Source organism: Burkholderia sp. BKH01 (genome assembly GCF_025685725.1).
Classification (GTDB): domain Bacteria; phylum Pseudomonadota; class Gammaproteobacteria; order Burkholderiales; family Burkholderiaceae; genus Burkholderia; species Burkholderia pyrrocinia_C.
Genome location: NZ_JAOTQT010000008.1, coordinates 81,141 through 95,619 on the forward strand (window position 1 = coordinate 81,141; position 14,479 = coordinate 95,619).

14 protein-coding genes are annotated in these 14,479 nt (G+C 65.7%); 5 read left to right on the forward strand and 9 right to left on the reverse strand.

The window, feature by feature from the left end:
- The first annotated feature begins 3 nt into the window (after positions 1 to 3).
- The 4 genes from OEJ37_RS14830 to OEJ37_RS14845 all read left to right on the forward strand — a co-directional run bounded on the left by OEJ37_RS14830 (position 4) and on the right by OEJ37_RS14845 (position 3,690).
- Positions 4 to 924 (forward strand): alpha/beta hydrolase, encoded by a 921-nt coding sequence (locus tag OEJ37_RS14830; RefSeq protein ID WP_263344680.1) that lies wholly within the window; start codon positions 4 to 6, stop codon positions 922 to 924.
- Positions 921 to 1,985 carry a FecCD family ABC transporter permease gene (locus OEJ37_RS14835; RefSeq protein ID WP_263344681.1) on the forward strand — a complete coding sequence of 355 codons (1,065 nt, stop codon included), beginning with the start codon at positions 921 to 923 and terminating at the stop codon, positions 1,983 to 1,985. Before OEJ37_RS14830 ends, OEJ37_RS14835 begins: the two co-directional genes overlap by 4 nt.
- The gene (locus OEJ37_RS14840; protein ID WP_263344682.1) at positions 1,978 to 2,787 is read left to right on the forward strand and encodes an ABC transporter ATP-binding protein; all 810 of its coding nucleotides are present in this window, start codon (positions 1,978 to 1,980) and stop codon (positions 2,785 to 2,787) included. The genes OEJ37_RS14835 and OEJ37_RS14840 overlap by 8 nt, the downstream gene beginning before the upstream one ends.
- Positions 2,788 to 3,114: 327 nt before the next feature.
- Positions 3,115 to 3,690: a polysaccharide deacetylase family protein gene (locus OEJ37_RS14845; RefSeq protein WP_174419270.1), complete on the forward strand. Its 576-nt coding sequence runs from the start codon at positions 3,115 to 3,117 to the stop codon at positions 3,688 to 3,690.
- 12 nt (positions 3,691 to 3,702) lie between these two features.
- Here the strand turns inward: OEJ37_RS14845 and OEJ37_RS14850 are convergent, their stop codons facing one another.
- A complete protein-coding gene (locus tag OEJ37_RS14850; protein WP_263344683.1) occupies positions 3,703 to 4,668 on the reverse strand; it encodes a phosphotransferase in 966 nt (321 codons plus the stop codon).
- Between the two features lie 25 nt (positions 4,669 to 4,693).
- Here OEJ37_RS14850 and OEJ37_RS14855 point away from each other — a divergent pair, with 25 nt between their 5' ends.
- A complete protein-coding gene (locus OEJ37_RS14855; RefSeq protein ID WP_263344684.1) occupies positions 4,694 to 5,383 on the forward strand; it encodes a cephalosporin hydroxylase family protein in 690 nt (229 codons plus the stop codon).
- Here OEJ37_RS14855 and OEJ37_RS14860 read toward each other — a convergent pair.
- The 8 genes from OEJ37_RS14860 to OEJ37_RS14895 all read right to left on the reverse strand — a co-directional run bounded on the left by OEJ37_RS14860 (position 5,340) and on the right by OEJ37_RS14895 (position 14,300).
- A complete protein-coding gene (locus OEJ37_RS14860; RefSeq protein WP_263344685.1) occupies positions 5,340 to 6,545 on the reverse strand; it encodes a glycosyltransferase in 1,206 nt (401 codons plus the stop codon). The genes OEJ37_RS14855 and OEJ37_RS14860 overlap by 44 nt on opposite strands.
- 7 nt (positions 6,546 to 6,552) lie before the next feature.
- The gene (locus OEJ37_RS14865; protein ID WP_263344686.1) at positions 6,553 to 7,614 is read right to left on the reverse strand and encodes an asparagine synthase-related protein; all 1,062 of its coding nucleotides are present in this window, start codon (positions 7,612 to 7,614) and stop codon (positions 6,553 to 6,555) included.
- Positions 7,611 to 8,489, reverse strand: a complete 879-nt coding sequence (locus tag OEJ37_RS14870) for a 4Fe-4S cluster-binding domain-containing protein (RefSeq protein WP_263344687.1) — start codon at positions 8,487 to 8,489, stop codon at positions 7,611 to 7,613. The genes OEJ37_RS14865 and OEJ37_RS14870 overlap by 4 nt, the downstream gene beginning before the upstream one ends.
- A 1-nt stretch (position 8,490) precedes the next feature.
- Positions 8,491 to 9,489, reverse strand: a complete 999-nt coding sequence (locus OEJ37_RS14875; protein ID WP_263344688.1) for a phosphotransferase enzyme family protein — start codon at positions 9,487 to 9,489, stop codon at positions 8,491 to 8,493.
- Positions 9,490 to 10,239: an FkbM family methyltransferase gene (locus OEJ37_RS14880; RefSeq protein ID WP_263344689.1), complete on the reverse strand. Its 750-nt coding sequence runs from the start codon at positions 10,237 to 10,239 to the stop codon at positions 9,490 to 9,492.
- A gap of 630 nt (positions 10,240 to 10,869) precedes the next feature.
- Positions 10,870 to 11,439, reverse strand: a complete 570-nt coding sequence (locus OEJ37_RS14885) for a hypothetical protein (protein ID WP_263344690.1) — start codon at positions 11,437 to 11,439, stop codon at positions 10,870 to 10,872.
- A gap of 101 nt (positions 11,440 to 11,540) precedes the next feature.
- The gene (locus tag OEJ37_RS14890; protein ID WP_263344691.1) at positions 11,541 to 12,446 is read right to left on the reverse strand and encodes a hypothetical protein; all 906 of its coding nucleotides are present in this window, start codon (positions 12,444 to 12,446) and stop codon (positions 11,541 to 11,543) included.
- Positions 12,447 to 12,539: 93 nt separating this feature from the next.
- A complete protein-coding gene (locus tag OEJ37_RS14895; protein WP_263344692.1) occupies positions 12,540 to 14,300 on the reverse strand; it encodes a ShlB/FhaC/HecB family hemolysin secretion/activation protein in 1,761 nt (586 codons plus the stop codon).
- Positions 14,301 to 14,479: the final 179 nt, after the last annotated feature.

Consider the following 14,479-nt stretch of genomic DNA (forward strand, 5'->3'; position numbering starts at 1 on the left):
TCCATGCGCCGCTCCCTGCTCGTCTCCGGATTGGCCGGTCCGCTCGTCGGCCGGCTCGCGCCCGCGCGCGCCGCCGATGCGCCTGCCTGGCCCGGCCTCGAAGCCGCACTGCCGGTCGTCGTGCCGAACAGCCGCCAGTTCGACGTGACGATCGCCGGCCGCACGCGGCGTCTGTTCGTCGCGCTGCCGGCCGAGCGTACTGACTCGGCGCCCCATCCGGTGCTCACCGTGCTCGACGGCAATGCGCTATTCCCGCTCGCGGCGCAGCTCGTCCGCAATCTCCGCTCTCGGCCGGACGGCGCGCGCGACGCCGAGGCCGTCGTGATCGGCATCGGCTATCCGGTCGACGGGCCCTACGACATGGCCGCGCGTGCGGACGACTACACGCTCGCGCCGTTGCCGAACGGCCGCGGCGTTGTCGCGGACCGCTTTCTCGACTTCATCGAGCACGACGTACAGCCGTGGCTCGCCCGCCAGTTGCCGGTCGATCCCGAGCGACAGACGCTGTTCGGCCACTCGTACGGCGGCCTGCTGACGCTGTACGCGATGCTCACGCGCGCGCACCTGTTTCGGCGCTACGTGGCCGCGAGCCCGTCGATCTGGTGGGGCGAGCGCGCGCTGCTGCCCTATGCCGACCGATTCGCCGCGCAAACCGCCCCGCTCGCACCACCGCTGCGCGTCCTCGTGACCGCAGGCGGCCTCGAGGAAGGTGCATCGAACCACGACGCCGAACGGATGCGCCGCCAGCAGGCACGCAAGCAGGTCGGCTCCGCCCGCGACTTCGTCGCGCGCGTGGGCGGCCGGCCAGGGCTCGACGCCGCGTTCCGGCTGATCGACGGCGAGGATCATGGCGGTGTCGTGCTGCCGAGCCTCGCGCTTGCGTCACGTGTGGTTGTCGAGCCCGCGTCCGGAGCCGTCGCATGAGCACGACGACACCCGTTTCGCCTCCGTCGCTGCGGCTCCGCTACCGCGCGGTCGCCGCGCGGCGTGTCGGTGCGCTGGCCGCACTCGCATGCGTGCTCTTCGTACTGCTCGTCGTCGACGTCTCGACCGGCCCGTCGCCGTTTCCGGTCGCCGACCTGGTCGGCGGCCTGTTCCGGCCCGACGGGCTGCCGCTCGAACAGCGCGTGATCCTGTGGGACGTACGCCTGCCGTATGCACTGATGGCCGTGCTCGTCGGCGCGTCGCTCGGGTTCGCCGGCGCCGAAATGCAGACCGTCCTGAACAATCCGCTCGCGAGCCCGTTCACGCTCGGCATGTCGGCCGCCGCGAGCGTCGGCGCGTCGCTCGTCGTGATTTCCGGCTGGCACCTGGTGCTGTGGAACGAGAACGTCGCGCTGTCGCTCGGCGCGTTCGCGTGCGCGAGCGTCGCGACGCTGCTGATCGTCTGGCTCGCGTGGCGCCACGGCGCGACGACCGAAACCGTCGTGCTGTTCGGCATCGGCCTGATGTTCAGCTTCGAAGCCCTGCTGTGGCTGCTGCAGTTCATCGCCGATGCGAATGCGCTGCAGCAGATCGTGTTCTGGAGCATGGGCAGCCTGGCGCGCGCGACCTGGGGCAAGATCGCGCTGCTGACCTGCGTGTTCGCTGCCTGCACGCTGTGGGCCAGCGTCGACGTGGCGTCGTTGACGGCGCTGCGCGTCGGCGACGAGCAAGCGCGCAGCATGGGCATCGCGGTCGAACGGCTGCGGCTCGTCGCGCTTGCGCGCATCAGCCTGCTGTCCGCGACGGCGCTGTCGTTCGTCGGCACGATCGGCTTCGTCGGGCTCGTCGGGCCGCACGTCGCGCGGCTGCTGGTCGGCGATGAACATCGCTATTACCTGCCGGGCGCGGCGCTCGCGGGCGCGATCATGCTGGCCGGCGCGTCCGTGCTCAGCAAGACGCTGATCCCCGGCGTGACGCTGCCGATCGGCATCATCACCGCGCTGGTCGGCGTGCCGCTGTTCATGCTGCTCGTCAGCCGGCGCAGGAGGCTCGATGGCTGAGCCGATGCTGCATCTCGACGCGCTGTCCGTCCGCTATGGCGCCCGGGTCGTGCTCGACGGGCTGTCGCTCGCGCCGGTCGAGCCTGGCACGACGATCGGGCTGCTCGGGCCGAACGGGGTCGGCAAGTCGACGCTGCTGCGCGCACTGGCGCGGCTCGCGTCCGCCACCGGTCGCGCGGCATTCGGCAGCTTCGACCTGCTGTGCGGGTCGCGCCGCGAACACACGCGGCAGGTCGGCTATCTGCCGCAGACCTTGCCGCAACCGTCGTCGCTGCTCGTGTACGAAGCCGTGCGCAGCGCGTTGCGCGCCACCTGCGGCGGCCTGTCCGACGCGACGAGCGACCGGCGTTTGCAACAAGTGTTCACGCGGCTGCGGCTGCACCCGCTGGCGATGTTGCCGCTCGACCGGTTGTCGGGCGGCCAGCGACAGATGGTCGGGCTCGCGCAGGTGCTCGTGCGCGACACGCCGCTGCTGCTGCTCGACGAACCGACCAGCGCACTCGACCTGCGCTGGCAATTGCTCGCGCTGGAGGCGGTCGGCGATGCGGCCCGCCGACGCGGCGCGATCGTGCTGGTCGCGATGCACGACCTGAATCTCGCGTCGCGTTTCTGCGACCGGCTCATGCTGCTGAGTGCCGACGGACTCGTCGCCGACGGCTCGCCAGCGGACGTACTGACGCCGCCGAACCTGCGGCACGCGTATCGCGTCGATGCGCGGGTCGAGCGCACGGCGTCGGGCGATTACGTCGCGCTGGCGGAGCACGCGATTCCGGACGAGCCGGTGCTTGCTTGCGACGCTTGAACGATTCGACGCTTGAACGCAGGCGGTTTCCCCCGGCCGTGTCGCGCACGACACGGCCGCATTCGTGTTTCGGCTCCTCCGGTCACGTGCCCCCGCTTCCTCGCGCAAGCGCATCCGATGCTGCCGACGCGGGAAAATACCGCATCGCGTAGTGGTGCAGGCTGGCTCACCCGTTCGGCATCCGGCGCTGTCGCCCGTGCGCCCTGCTCGCGGAAACTCGCGCGGGTGCCGTCGATGCGAACGCCGTGATGCCGGCCCTGACCGAACAGCCATCCGCCGGATTGCGTTATCGTTCAGGTTCCACTCACACGGCACACCCCACACGCGATGTCCGTTCGCCTCAGTTTCGACGACGGCCCGGGTCCCTCGACACCGCCCTTGCTCGACGTCCTGCGCGCCGCTTCGTGCAAGGCGACCTTCTTCCTGCTCGGCAAGAACCTGGCGGGCGCGCTCGACGTCGCGGCGAGAATGGCGCGCGAAGGCCATCGGCTCGGCAATCACACGCATTCGCACGCGAGGCCGGGCGCGCTGGCGGACGATGTGCTGATCGACGAGATCGAGACGACCGACGCGCTGATTCGCGAAGCCTATCGCCTGGCCCGCGTTCCCGCACCGGACGCGATCCCGCTGCGCCTGCCTTACGGGCTGGTGCCGCAGGACAATCGCGCCGGCGTACTTGCTCGGCTGCGGCGCGAACACACGGGCTGGACCGCAATCCTCGACGATTGGCAGCGCCCGGCGCCGTCGCCCGAGGCACTGTTCGACGCAATGCGCGCGCATGTCGCCGACAGCGCGGCACGGCATCGCGACGTGCTGTTCTGCATGCACGACGGATCGCGGCATGGCGAAGCGCGGCCCAACACGGTCGAAGCCGTGCGCCTGTTCCTGAATCGACAGGATTGACGCAACGGCCGGCTAGCGTCCAGGCGCCGCGCCGTCCAGCAGTTGCCGCCAGCCGCCGAGAAACCCGATGCCGGGCCCCGGCATCCACAGGCCGCGCTGCGCGGCTTCCAGATGGATCAGCGTCTGGTCCACGCAGAACAGCGACATCAACGCAGCGCGGTTCGCGCGCATCCAGTCCGGCGCAGCATCGGCCCGCGTCGCCGCATAGGCTTGCAGGCAAGCCTCCCATCGCTGCCCATCGAACACGAAGCGATCGTCCCTGCCCGCATCGCGCGACAGCGCGAACAGCGCAAAGGCCGCCTCGAGCCATTGCGCGCCCTGCCCGACATCGTCGAAATCGAGCACGCCGCTCACCGCACGCCCCACGTACAGCAGGTTGCCCGCGTGATAGTCGCCGTGCAGCCAATGCACCGGCCCCGTCAGCCAGCGGGACGCGGCGGCGAGATGCGCGCCGATCCGCCGGATCATCGTGTCGTAATCGCCGCTCAACTCGCCCGGCAACGACGGCACCGCGCGTGCCGATACGCGCGCATGGCGCGCCGACAGCCACGCCAGCGGCGCCGATGCGCTCGCCGGTATCGCCGCCAGCGCCGCATGCAGATGCGCGAGCGCGCGCATCGCATCGATCGCACCCGCTTGCGCATCGTCGGGCAGGCCGGGGTCGCCGTCGATATGCTCGAACAGGTGCAGCCAGCTTCCATCGGGCACCTGCACCCCGGACTGCGCATCCACGGTCGGCCGCAGTCGCGGCAGCGCGGGCAGCATCGGCGCCGTGCGCGAACGGCCGAGATCGCCGAGTATCGACGCCTCGCGATGCACCTGCTCGACCGGCTTGCCGGACCACGACACGCGCAGCACCACGCGCTCCGAATCGCACTCGACGAGATACGTTTTGTTAGTATGACCCGACGACAGCGCCTGCAGGCGCGCCGGCCCGAGGTTCCAGTGCCGGCGAAGCCAGGGTTCCAGCGTTTTCACGTCACTCCTACTCGTTGCATTGACCATGTCAGAGCGTCCTTCGGCCCGCATGCGGGACATCAACATCGAATGGCTGACGCGCGCTGCCGAATTCGACCATCTGTTCCAGACGCGCTGGCTCGGCGAGCGCTTCTTCCATCTGCCCGGCGACATGCTCGCGCTCCAGGAACTGATCTGGCGCGAGCGCCCCGACTGCATCGTGCAGACCGGCATCGCGGCAGGCGGCGGCGTCGTGTTCTCCGCGTCGATGCTGGAACTGAACGGCGATCGCGGCCGCGTCGTCGCGATCGAACCGCGCCTGCGCGACGAGGTCAGGCAGCGCCTGCAATCGCACCGGCTCGCCCATCGCATGGTGCTGATCGAAGGCGAATCGTGCGCGGCCGACACGCTCGCGTCGGTGCGCGAACAGATCGGCGACGGCGCGCGCGTGATGGCGATCCTCGATCTCACGCATACGCACGCGCACGTGCTGCGCGAACTCGAATGCTATGCATCCCTCGTGACGCCCGGCAGCTACGCGATCGTGATGGACACCATCATGGAATATCTGCCGCCATCGATGTTCGACGGCAAGCCGTACGGCAAAGGCAACAACCCGGCGACGGCCGTGCGCGAATTTCTCGCCCGCGACGACCGGTTCGAGGTCGACGAGGACATCGAGGACCGCGTGCTCATGACGCTGTCGCCAGGCGGCTTCCTGAAGCGAGTGCGCTGATCAGCCGGGCGGCCTGCGCCGAGCCGTCGCGCGCGTAGCTCGCACGGATGCGCGCCGCGTGCTCGCGCAGCGAGCCGGGACGCAACAGGCGTTCGAGCGCATCGGTAATGCTCGCGACGCCGGCCTGCTGCAGATCCAGCACGCACCCGGCGCCGGCCCGTTCGACGAAGTGCGCCGAATGAAACTGGTCGTTGCAGAACGGCGACAGCAGCATCGGCACGCCGCACGCGAGCGACTCCATCACCGAATTCGCGCCGCCGTGGCTGACGAACGCGTGCGTGCGCCGCAGCAGCGCCAGTTGCGGCACATAACGCACTGCGACGACGCGCTCGTCACCAGCCGGCAGCAGATCCGAATCGACCAGTTCGCCCACCGACAGCACCAGTTGCGCCGACGTCGCGCGCGTCGCTTCGATGACCTTCGCAAATACGTCCGGGTGGTAGTAAAGCTGGCTGCCGAGCGACATGTAGACGAGCGGGCGATCCGCGTCGAGGCGCTCCCACGGGAACGGCGCCTCGTCGCCGCGCGGGCCGGACGGCAGCGCGGGGCCGACCAGCTCGACACCCGGCGGCGGCGCGCCGACCAGCGCGTCGGTCGTAAACGCGAGCGTCAGATGCGGCGACAGGATGTCGCAACCGCGAAAACGCGCGTCGAGACCGTAGCGCGCGAACAGGCGCGTGCGTTCCGGCGCGAGCCAGCGCACCGTGCGCAGCAGTTCCGAATCGAGATCGTCCGGCAGCACCGGATTCAGCGAATTGGACATCGAGACCCACGGTAGCCCTTCCAGCTCGGCGGCGATCGCCGCCGCATAGAGCAGCGGATCGATCACGACCACGTCGGGCTGCCATTCGCGCAGCACCGCGCGGATGCCGTCCACCTGCGCGGGCGCGAGATCGATCAGCAGCGTGCGGATCCAGTGCCGCAGCCAGTCGGCATCGCGAATGTTCGCGGCGAAGCTCGCGCCGCGCGACAGGTCGTGGCGCTCGGGCGTCTCGCGCGGCCCGACGAACGCGAAGTCGCCGGCGCCATCGAGCTGCGCGCTGATGTCGGCCGGCGCGTAGAACGCGACGTCGCAGCCGGCGGCGCGCAGATGCTGGGCCGGGCCGATGCACGGATTGACGTGCCCTTTTTCGGGCACCACGCAGAACAGGATGCGTTTCATGAGCGACTCAGGTTGGGCGATGCACGGCATCGAAGTGGTCGAGATGATCGAGGATCAGCGTCAGCGTCGCCCACAGCACGCGTTCGGTATCCGCCTGCAGCGTGGGCGCGGCGAGACCGAGCGTGTCGGCCAGCGCGTGCGTACGGTCGCGATCGAGCAGTTTCGTGAGGTCCATCGCCGGCGCGAGCCGCCCGCGCTTGGGGCCGTGCACGAGCCGGTCCGGCAGATTCAGGCGCGCACCGAGATCGCGCAGGCACTGCTTGTTCGGGTCGCGCTCGATGCTCGTCAGATGCGCGACGACGGCGGCGTCGACAAACGGCGGATGCAGGTCGACCGACGCCGCATCGAACAACGCATGGCACAGCGGCAGATAGTTGGCCGACCGGTCGCGGCGCAGCACCTGGTCCGCACCGTCGCCGGTGATGGCCACCTCGATGCCGTCCGCGGCCATCGCCTCGGCCAGCAGCAGCTTCGCGACCGGATGCAGGTTGAACATCGGCTCCTCGACCGCATGGGTCGTTCTCGGCAGCGCGGCCACGAAATCGGCCTCGTTCGCGCACACGATCTTCACCGTCGCCTTCATCTGCGCGGCCAGTTCGAGTGCGGCATCCCGTTCGCAATAGTCCGGCATGTCGGTCGCGAGGATGTAGGACGTCACGTGCCGCTGCGCGCCGAGTTCGCGCAGCAACGCGAGCAGCAGCGCCGAATCGAGCCCGCCGCTCAGCGCCAGCGCGACGCGCTTGCCGCTGTCGAGCGCGCGTTGCAGCGATGCGCGCAGCACGGTTTCCAGATCGCCGCGCTGCGGCCGCTCGGGCGCCGGCTGCACCGCCAGCCCTTGCGGCGAACGGATCAGCGCATGGCCGGGCGGCACCGCCAGCACGTCGCGCAGCACGGTGCGACTGATGGGACGCTCGCCGCTCAGGTAGCCCGCGATGGCGGCCGTGTCCGGCGCGCCGGCCGGTTGCCCCGAAGCATGCAGGACGGCCCGGATGCCGGACGCCGATACGCCGCTGCGCGGATGGTAGTGCAGACGATCGAAACCGAACAGGTCGCGCGTGCCGACGATCATGGATAACGAGCCTTCAGGGTGTCCACTTCAATGCGTTTGAGGATGCGATGCGGCGCCACCGGCGCGCTGCCGCCCTGACAATGCAGGCACGCTTCGAGCGGCGCCTCGCGTTGCAGATAGGCGAGCATCGCGTCGAGCATGCCTGCGTCGTCGCGCAACGGCAGGCCGTCGGATTGAAAATCCTTCTCGCCCTTGTACAGCGTATGGAAATGCGCGGGACGCGTGCACGTGTAGAACATGCCGTCGCGAATCATATGGCAGCGCTCGCGGATCCAGCAATCGCGATAGAGGCGCTGTGCGTCGTCGCGATCCGTGCCGGGCTGCGCGCGATTCATCGTCGTGAACACGTCCTGCACCTTCCAGTTCAGGCGCACGTTAAAGCGCGCGGCCTGGTGCTCGACATGCGCGATCAGGTTTGGCGAAAGCGACGGCTTCGGGTAGCGCGAGATCGTCAGCGCATCCACCGACTGCCAGAACGCGTCCGGCATCTCGCCGAGCTTCAGGCCGTTTGTCGTGACGGAGATCACGGGCGCGATGCCCGTGGCGCGCACGCGTTCGATCAGCTCGACGAGCGCCGGATGCAGCAGCGGTTCGCCGCCGACCAGCTTGAACATGCGCGGGCTCAAGACCTTCGCGGCCATGCGCAGATCGGCCTCGAGCGAATCGGGGCTCGCATGCCACTCGGGCAGGAGCGGCGACAGCGAGCAGCATTCCGCGCAGGTCAGGTTGCAGTGATCGACGATATGCGCTTCCAGCGAGCGCGTCCGGACGCGCCCGTCTTCGACGCGGTAATCGCGATCCAGCGGCGGCGGGAAGACATGTTGTCGCTCGCCGGATGGCAGCGGGTTCGTGGTCCGGTTCGGATTCGCATTCACTTCAGTTTCCTGCTTCCACGCAACGAGAAAAGAAATCGACGAGACGGCCGCGCGCGTCCACCATCGCGGACGCCATCGTCACCGCCCCGTTCAGGTGAGCGGCGAAGCGCGACGGATCGTCGAGCCAGCCTTGCACGACCCACAGCTTGAGCGCGTGCTGCAGACACGCGGCATCGACGGCCCATGCGATGCGCGCGGGATCCACCGGCCGGCCCCGCCGGTACGCGCGCACGAAGGCTTCCGCCAGGTGCGGCGCCTCCAGCGGCAGATGATTCAGGCAACGCACCAGCTCGTATTCGCGCGGCGCGCCGATCGACGCTTCCCAGTCGAGGATGAGCGGCGGCGGCGTGCCCACGTCCGCGAACAGATAGTTGAACTGGTTGTAGTCGTTGTGGATCGGGTGCTGCGGATCGTCGGCGGGAAACGCTTCGACGCTGCCCGGATAGTAGCGGTCGATCATGCGCAGCGCGAGTTCGACATAGCGGTGCAGGTTCGCGGCGCCGTCGTCCGAGCGCGAGCGAGCCAGCGCGTCCAGCAGGCTGCGGCGCACCGTGTCCGCGTCGATCGCGGTCAGCCGCTCGCGGATCGTGTCGAGCGACGGCAGATGAAGTCGCTCGAGGCTCAAATGCAACGCTGCCAGACTCGCGCCAAGTGCCTCCCACTCGGCAGGCGAAAACGTATCGTAGGTTCTGAACTGCCCCGCTTCCCAGCGCGTCACCATTGCGTGCACGCCTGTGCCCGTCCACAGCGGTTCGCCGGCCGTCGTGCGTTTCAGTGTCTGTACACGGAAGCGCGCATCGCCGTGCGTCTCGAAATGCGCAAGGAGAGCGGCTTCCTTGGCCGCGCGCGCATGATGCTCCTGCGCATAGAGCTTGACCGCCACGCCGCCGCCGTCGGTCGGCAGATGCCACACGCGTTCGCCGACCTGCCGCGGCGGCCCGCTTTGGCCGAGCGCGTAGGCATCGCGGATTTCGTCGAAGGTGACGGCGGGCTGGTCCATTCAGATGTGCTCGGCCGGCCCGTACCGATATGGATGGCCGCTCAGGAACGTGTTGTGGCCGACGTAGCGCAGCTTGTACATCGCCGGCCGGAACAGCACCGAAGGAGCGTTGTTCGCGATGCCGAGCAGCGGGTACAGGTCCTGCCGCACGAAGAATGCGTTGTTGCCCATGTCGTCGCAGCAGACGAGCTCATAGCCCTTCTGCCTGCCGAGATGAACGAGCGATTCGAGGCTCGCGCCGTAATAGGTCGAGCCGTCCCATTCGTGGTCCGGATTGAAGCACATGACCCAGCGTTCGGGCGGCGTGTAGTACGGGTTGTATTCGATCACGACGATGCGCGGCTGAAACGCTTGCAGGCCGCGCCACACCCAGTAGTCATTGCCGTCGATATCGATCGACAGCAGGTCGAAGTCGGCCGGTGTGTTCGCATCGGCGAGCAACTGGTCGATCGTGTCGGGCTGGACGCGGTCGTGGTGCAGGCGCACACGCTCCGCACCCGCGTAGTGGGCGGCAAGCTTGCCGAAGCGGTACGCGCTGCCTTCCACGAGCACGCCCGCCCAATCCTGTTCGCGCAGCAGCCGCGCGGTGTTGCTGTTGCGCAGGCCGTCGCTCGCGCCGATATCGACGCAGAAGCGATTCGCAGGCGTGATCCGCTCCATCAGCCGCGCCAGGATGCTTTCCTCGGTGCCCTGCGCGTACAGGCTTGGCGCAAGGCCGGACAGGTCGAGCGGGAGAGGATGATCCTGCATCGAGGGGTGGCTCCGGGTCGGGATTGGGAATAGGGATTGGCGTTCGGTGGGTAATTTACCCGAAGTCGATCAGCGGGAGGAAACTGGAACGCACGACGGTATCGGGCTTGGCCGCGGGCGGAAAGAAAAAGCCCACTTCGACGAGGCTGCCGATGCGGGCCTGATGCATTTCCGTTGGTTTCGCTCCATGCGCCGCGCTTCGTACTGTCCAGCCCCGGCACACGAACGGAGGGCTCCACAGCCGCCAAGCAGTGACAATTTTTCCCAGTCGCATCCGTACCTTGTCAATGAAGCGGCCGTGTCGTCGCAACGGTCGAACGGCTGAACGGTTGCGATAGAAGCGCTATCAGCGCCTCCAACTTTTGCGCATGACGCCCACACATCGGCGTACCGTGCAGCCGTGTGAATTCGCGATTACATGCCCCACACAGGAAGCGCGGAATTCGGTGACCGCTCAAGGCGTTTCGGTATCCACGGATACCAACGTGCGCTGAGCCGCAATGAAAGCACGGCGGGCGTGGCTCAGAATTCGGCGACAGCGACGCATCGACATGCCGCCGCAAAAAAGCGGTAAGCTCGCGATCTTCCTGCATCGGTTGCTGTCGTGAACTCGTCATAGGTAAACGAAACTTACCCGGCAGGATCGGGACTCACATCTTGGCACTTTGGCGCGGCCTTGATGCCGACCGGCTCCGTCTGAACGTGCTCACCTACGACAGATAGCCTCCGAACGTTGAGTTGGAGACTATTCGATGAATTGCTTGCGAACGCTTCGTAATCTTTGCCAGCCAGAGGAACGAAAGTACGCGCAATGTGCTGAAACCGACTTCTAAAAACGAAGCCGTTAAAATCAGGCAACGAGTCACCACCGTATTCGACCGAAATCGTCAGTGGCTCGTTGGCTTTGATCACATACTCGTCATAGTACCGATACGCGTCCTCTGGAACGGGCATCCCAATCGTCGTGTTGGCGAGATGTAGCGTGCGTAGTTTAGCCACTGCCATTCCGCCGCCGCCGAAACCGAGTACACCTTTCTTCGGTTCGCATGTCGTGTTGAAGAAGAAGTGCGTGGATGCGCCAAAATAAACGCGAATCCTCGCATCCGTTGCACGATCGTAGGCGGCGCTGTGCGTGTTGTGCGACGCACAGCCAGCCAACAATGTGCCGAGTGCGAAGACCATCAACGTATTTTTAAACATCACTGAATTCTATCTTCGATAATTTCAGAACTGCGCTGTAACCTGAAATCCGACCGCGACACGCGCAGTCGGGAATCCGGACGGCTTGTCGACAACGCCCATCATTTGCACGACAGCACCACGATACCGCCTATCCCCTGTGTATTCGGCAGCGCGGACGAGTAGCCAACTGCGACTAAAGGCTGCATCGCATCGTGCCCAACGACAACCGGCTGAACGGACATCTGTCCGACAGTCGCCGAGGCAGCGTTCAACGATGCCTTGGAGAATGTCAGCGTGTATTGCGCATTCGCCATATTGATCGACAGGTTCAGGTTATTGAGCGTGCGCGCGGCAAGATCGAGCGTGGCCGTACTTGTGCCGAGCGTGCCAGACGAAGTGCCGTCGCTGGTCGTGACCGTGTCGGCCAGCATCTGCGTGCATGCAAGCGTGCCGCTCGTCCCCGACAACGATAACGGCGTGCCGACCGCATAGTGAACGCCCTGGGTATTGGTATAGGTATTGCCGTCCGTATCCATCGCCTGGTTCCATCGGCCGATCGCAACGTCGGTGCCGATGCTCTGAATCTCCGTCACGGCGCCATGATCGAGCCCGAGGCAATCCGTTGCCGCCGCCGACGATGCGAGCGTCGTGAACGCTCCGCTTACCTGCTGCACCAGACTGGACGCAGGCGCGTTCGGCGCAGTCATGTTCCGGTTCTTCGAGTACGCGCTCGGCAAGCTCGGCACGACGACTACCGACAGTTGACCGTTGTTCGCCGCGACCAGAGAAGCGGAACCCGAATAGGTAAAGTTGCCATTCGGCCGACATGCCGCCTGAGCCGCAGGCGGCTGCGTTGAGGAAACCGGTGGCGGTGAGGTCGGCAATGTCGTGGTCGGCGTCCCGGCCGCGTTACCGCTCGACGGACTATTTCCCGAATTGACGGTTCCGGCGCTATCCCCGCCGCATGCGGTCAGTAGCATCGCAGTACTCATCACACCCGCCAACCAAACTCGTCGTCCTTGCATGATTTACGTTGTTTTGTCGTTGTAGAAAAAATACAGCAGCCGATGCTACTGAGCAAAGTGTTCAACCTCGTGGAGCAGTCAGATACGAAATGATCAAAACTGCGCTGTAATCTGAAATCCGACCGTGACGCGCGCAGTCGGGAATCCGGACGGCTTGTAGACTGGGGTTCCTGCGAACAGGTCGTAGCCATAGCCGCCGAAGCGCGTTGCTACACTGCCCTTAACGCCGATCACAGCACCGGCCAACTGCGTCCCGACCAACGCCACCGGTTGAGATCCCCATACACGTCCGTAGTCGAGGCCCGCGTAGACCGCCTGCCCTGTCTGCCCGATAGGCATCTGCAATTCGTTGCGCCAGTAGAAGCCGCGCGCCGCCGCCAGCATCGTTTCGCCGTCGAAACCGCGGACCGTGTAACGGCTGCCGATCGTCAGGTCGTCAATGTAGTACAACGTGTTGCCGGTGTATTGGCCGTGAAAGGTCGTGACGTAGCGGAACGGCTGTTGCGCGATCGCGAACGGCACCGACAGGTTCGCATCCAGCACGGCCATTTTGTAGCGGTACGTCGGACCACCACCCGTTGCCAATACATCATCCTGTGCGCCAAACGTGCCGATACCTTGCCTGTACGCAAGCGTGCCATCGAACTGCGCGCCGCCGAAATAGTGGCGATCGGTCAGCCCGAATTCAACGAACGTGTTGTTGCGGCGCTGCTGCGGAATCTCAGTATCTTCGATGAAGCTCTGGCCGAAGCGACGCGACAAGCGAAAATAACCGCCCAACACGTCGTTCTGACTGCGTGCGAGCACGCGTGCCAGTTTGAAATCAATCGTCTTGGAATTTCCGCTCGCCACGAACGTCTGATTAACCCCCGCGATTTGCTGGTAGTACGTGTTCGTGTAGGCCGATAACGTCGCGGTCCAGTAGCCCCACGGAATCGAATAGAAACCGTTCCAGCCGTGCGAACCAAGGCGCTTGTCACCAAGTTCAAGGTCTTGACTCACACCCACGTTGAAAATGTCGTTCAAGCCCAACGGGTTGTCGATGCCGATCGACAGGTTGCCTTGCAGCTTACCGGTCGCGCGCGTTCCAGAGTTGTCGATCGATGCGACGACGGTCCACGGCTTGCCGCGTTTCACGTCGAGCACAACATCGCTTTCGCCCGGTTGGTCAGCAGGGACGATCTGCATCGACACGTCTTGACTCGTGACGCGCTTCATCTGCTCCAGACCTTGCTCAAGGTCGCGCAGGTTTAGTAGTTCGCCGTCGCGCGTCGGAAACGCGGTTTTCCATGTGCCACGCAGTTTTTCATCGGCGAAGCGCACGTGCCGAATCACGCCGGGAATCAGCGAGACCTTCAATATGCCAGTCGCCAAATCCTGTTCGGGCAAGAGCATGCGCGTCGTGATGTACCCGCGCGACAGAATGTCTTGCGACAATGCTTTGACGAGAACGTCCAGCCCTTGCTTGCCGATGCACTGCCCCGTGTAGTGTTCGAGCCATTCACGCGCGAACGCAAAGCGGTCCATCGGCAATGTCGACATGCCTTGCGATTTCACCGTGCCCGGCAACGAATCAGGAACGTCAAGCGTGAAGCGGTCAATCCGAAAACACGGCTGTTCGCTCGGCAACGGCGGGTATGTTTCGGCGTGTGGCACTTCCGATCGAACGGAAGGCGTGCGCAATGCTGCGTCGCGCTGCTGCGCGTCGCGTTGCTGCTGCGCTTGTCGATCCTGTTCCGCGTTCGCGCGCGCGGCGGCGGCTTGGTCAGCAGGCGTGGGGGTCTGCTGTGCATGAACCCCGAGCGACACGGAAGCCACGAATGGCAATGCCGCCAGTCGTCTAATGTTTTTCATTGTTGATCTATTCCCTGATTCCACCGAATCTACCGCTACCCAAATTCGCTGGTTTATGATTGGCGCGCGGGCTCATCCATTTCTAAGATATGCAGTTCAAATTCATGTGCTTCCACAGAGATGCTTACCGACGAAGCGAATCCATGAAGACTTCCCGCCAATTCATACGCTCTCACATC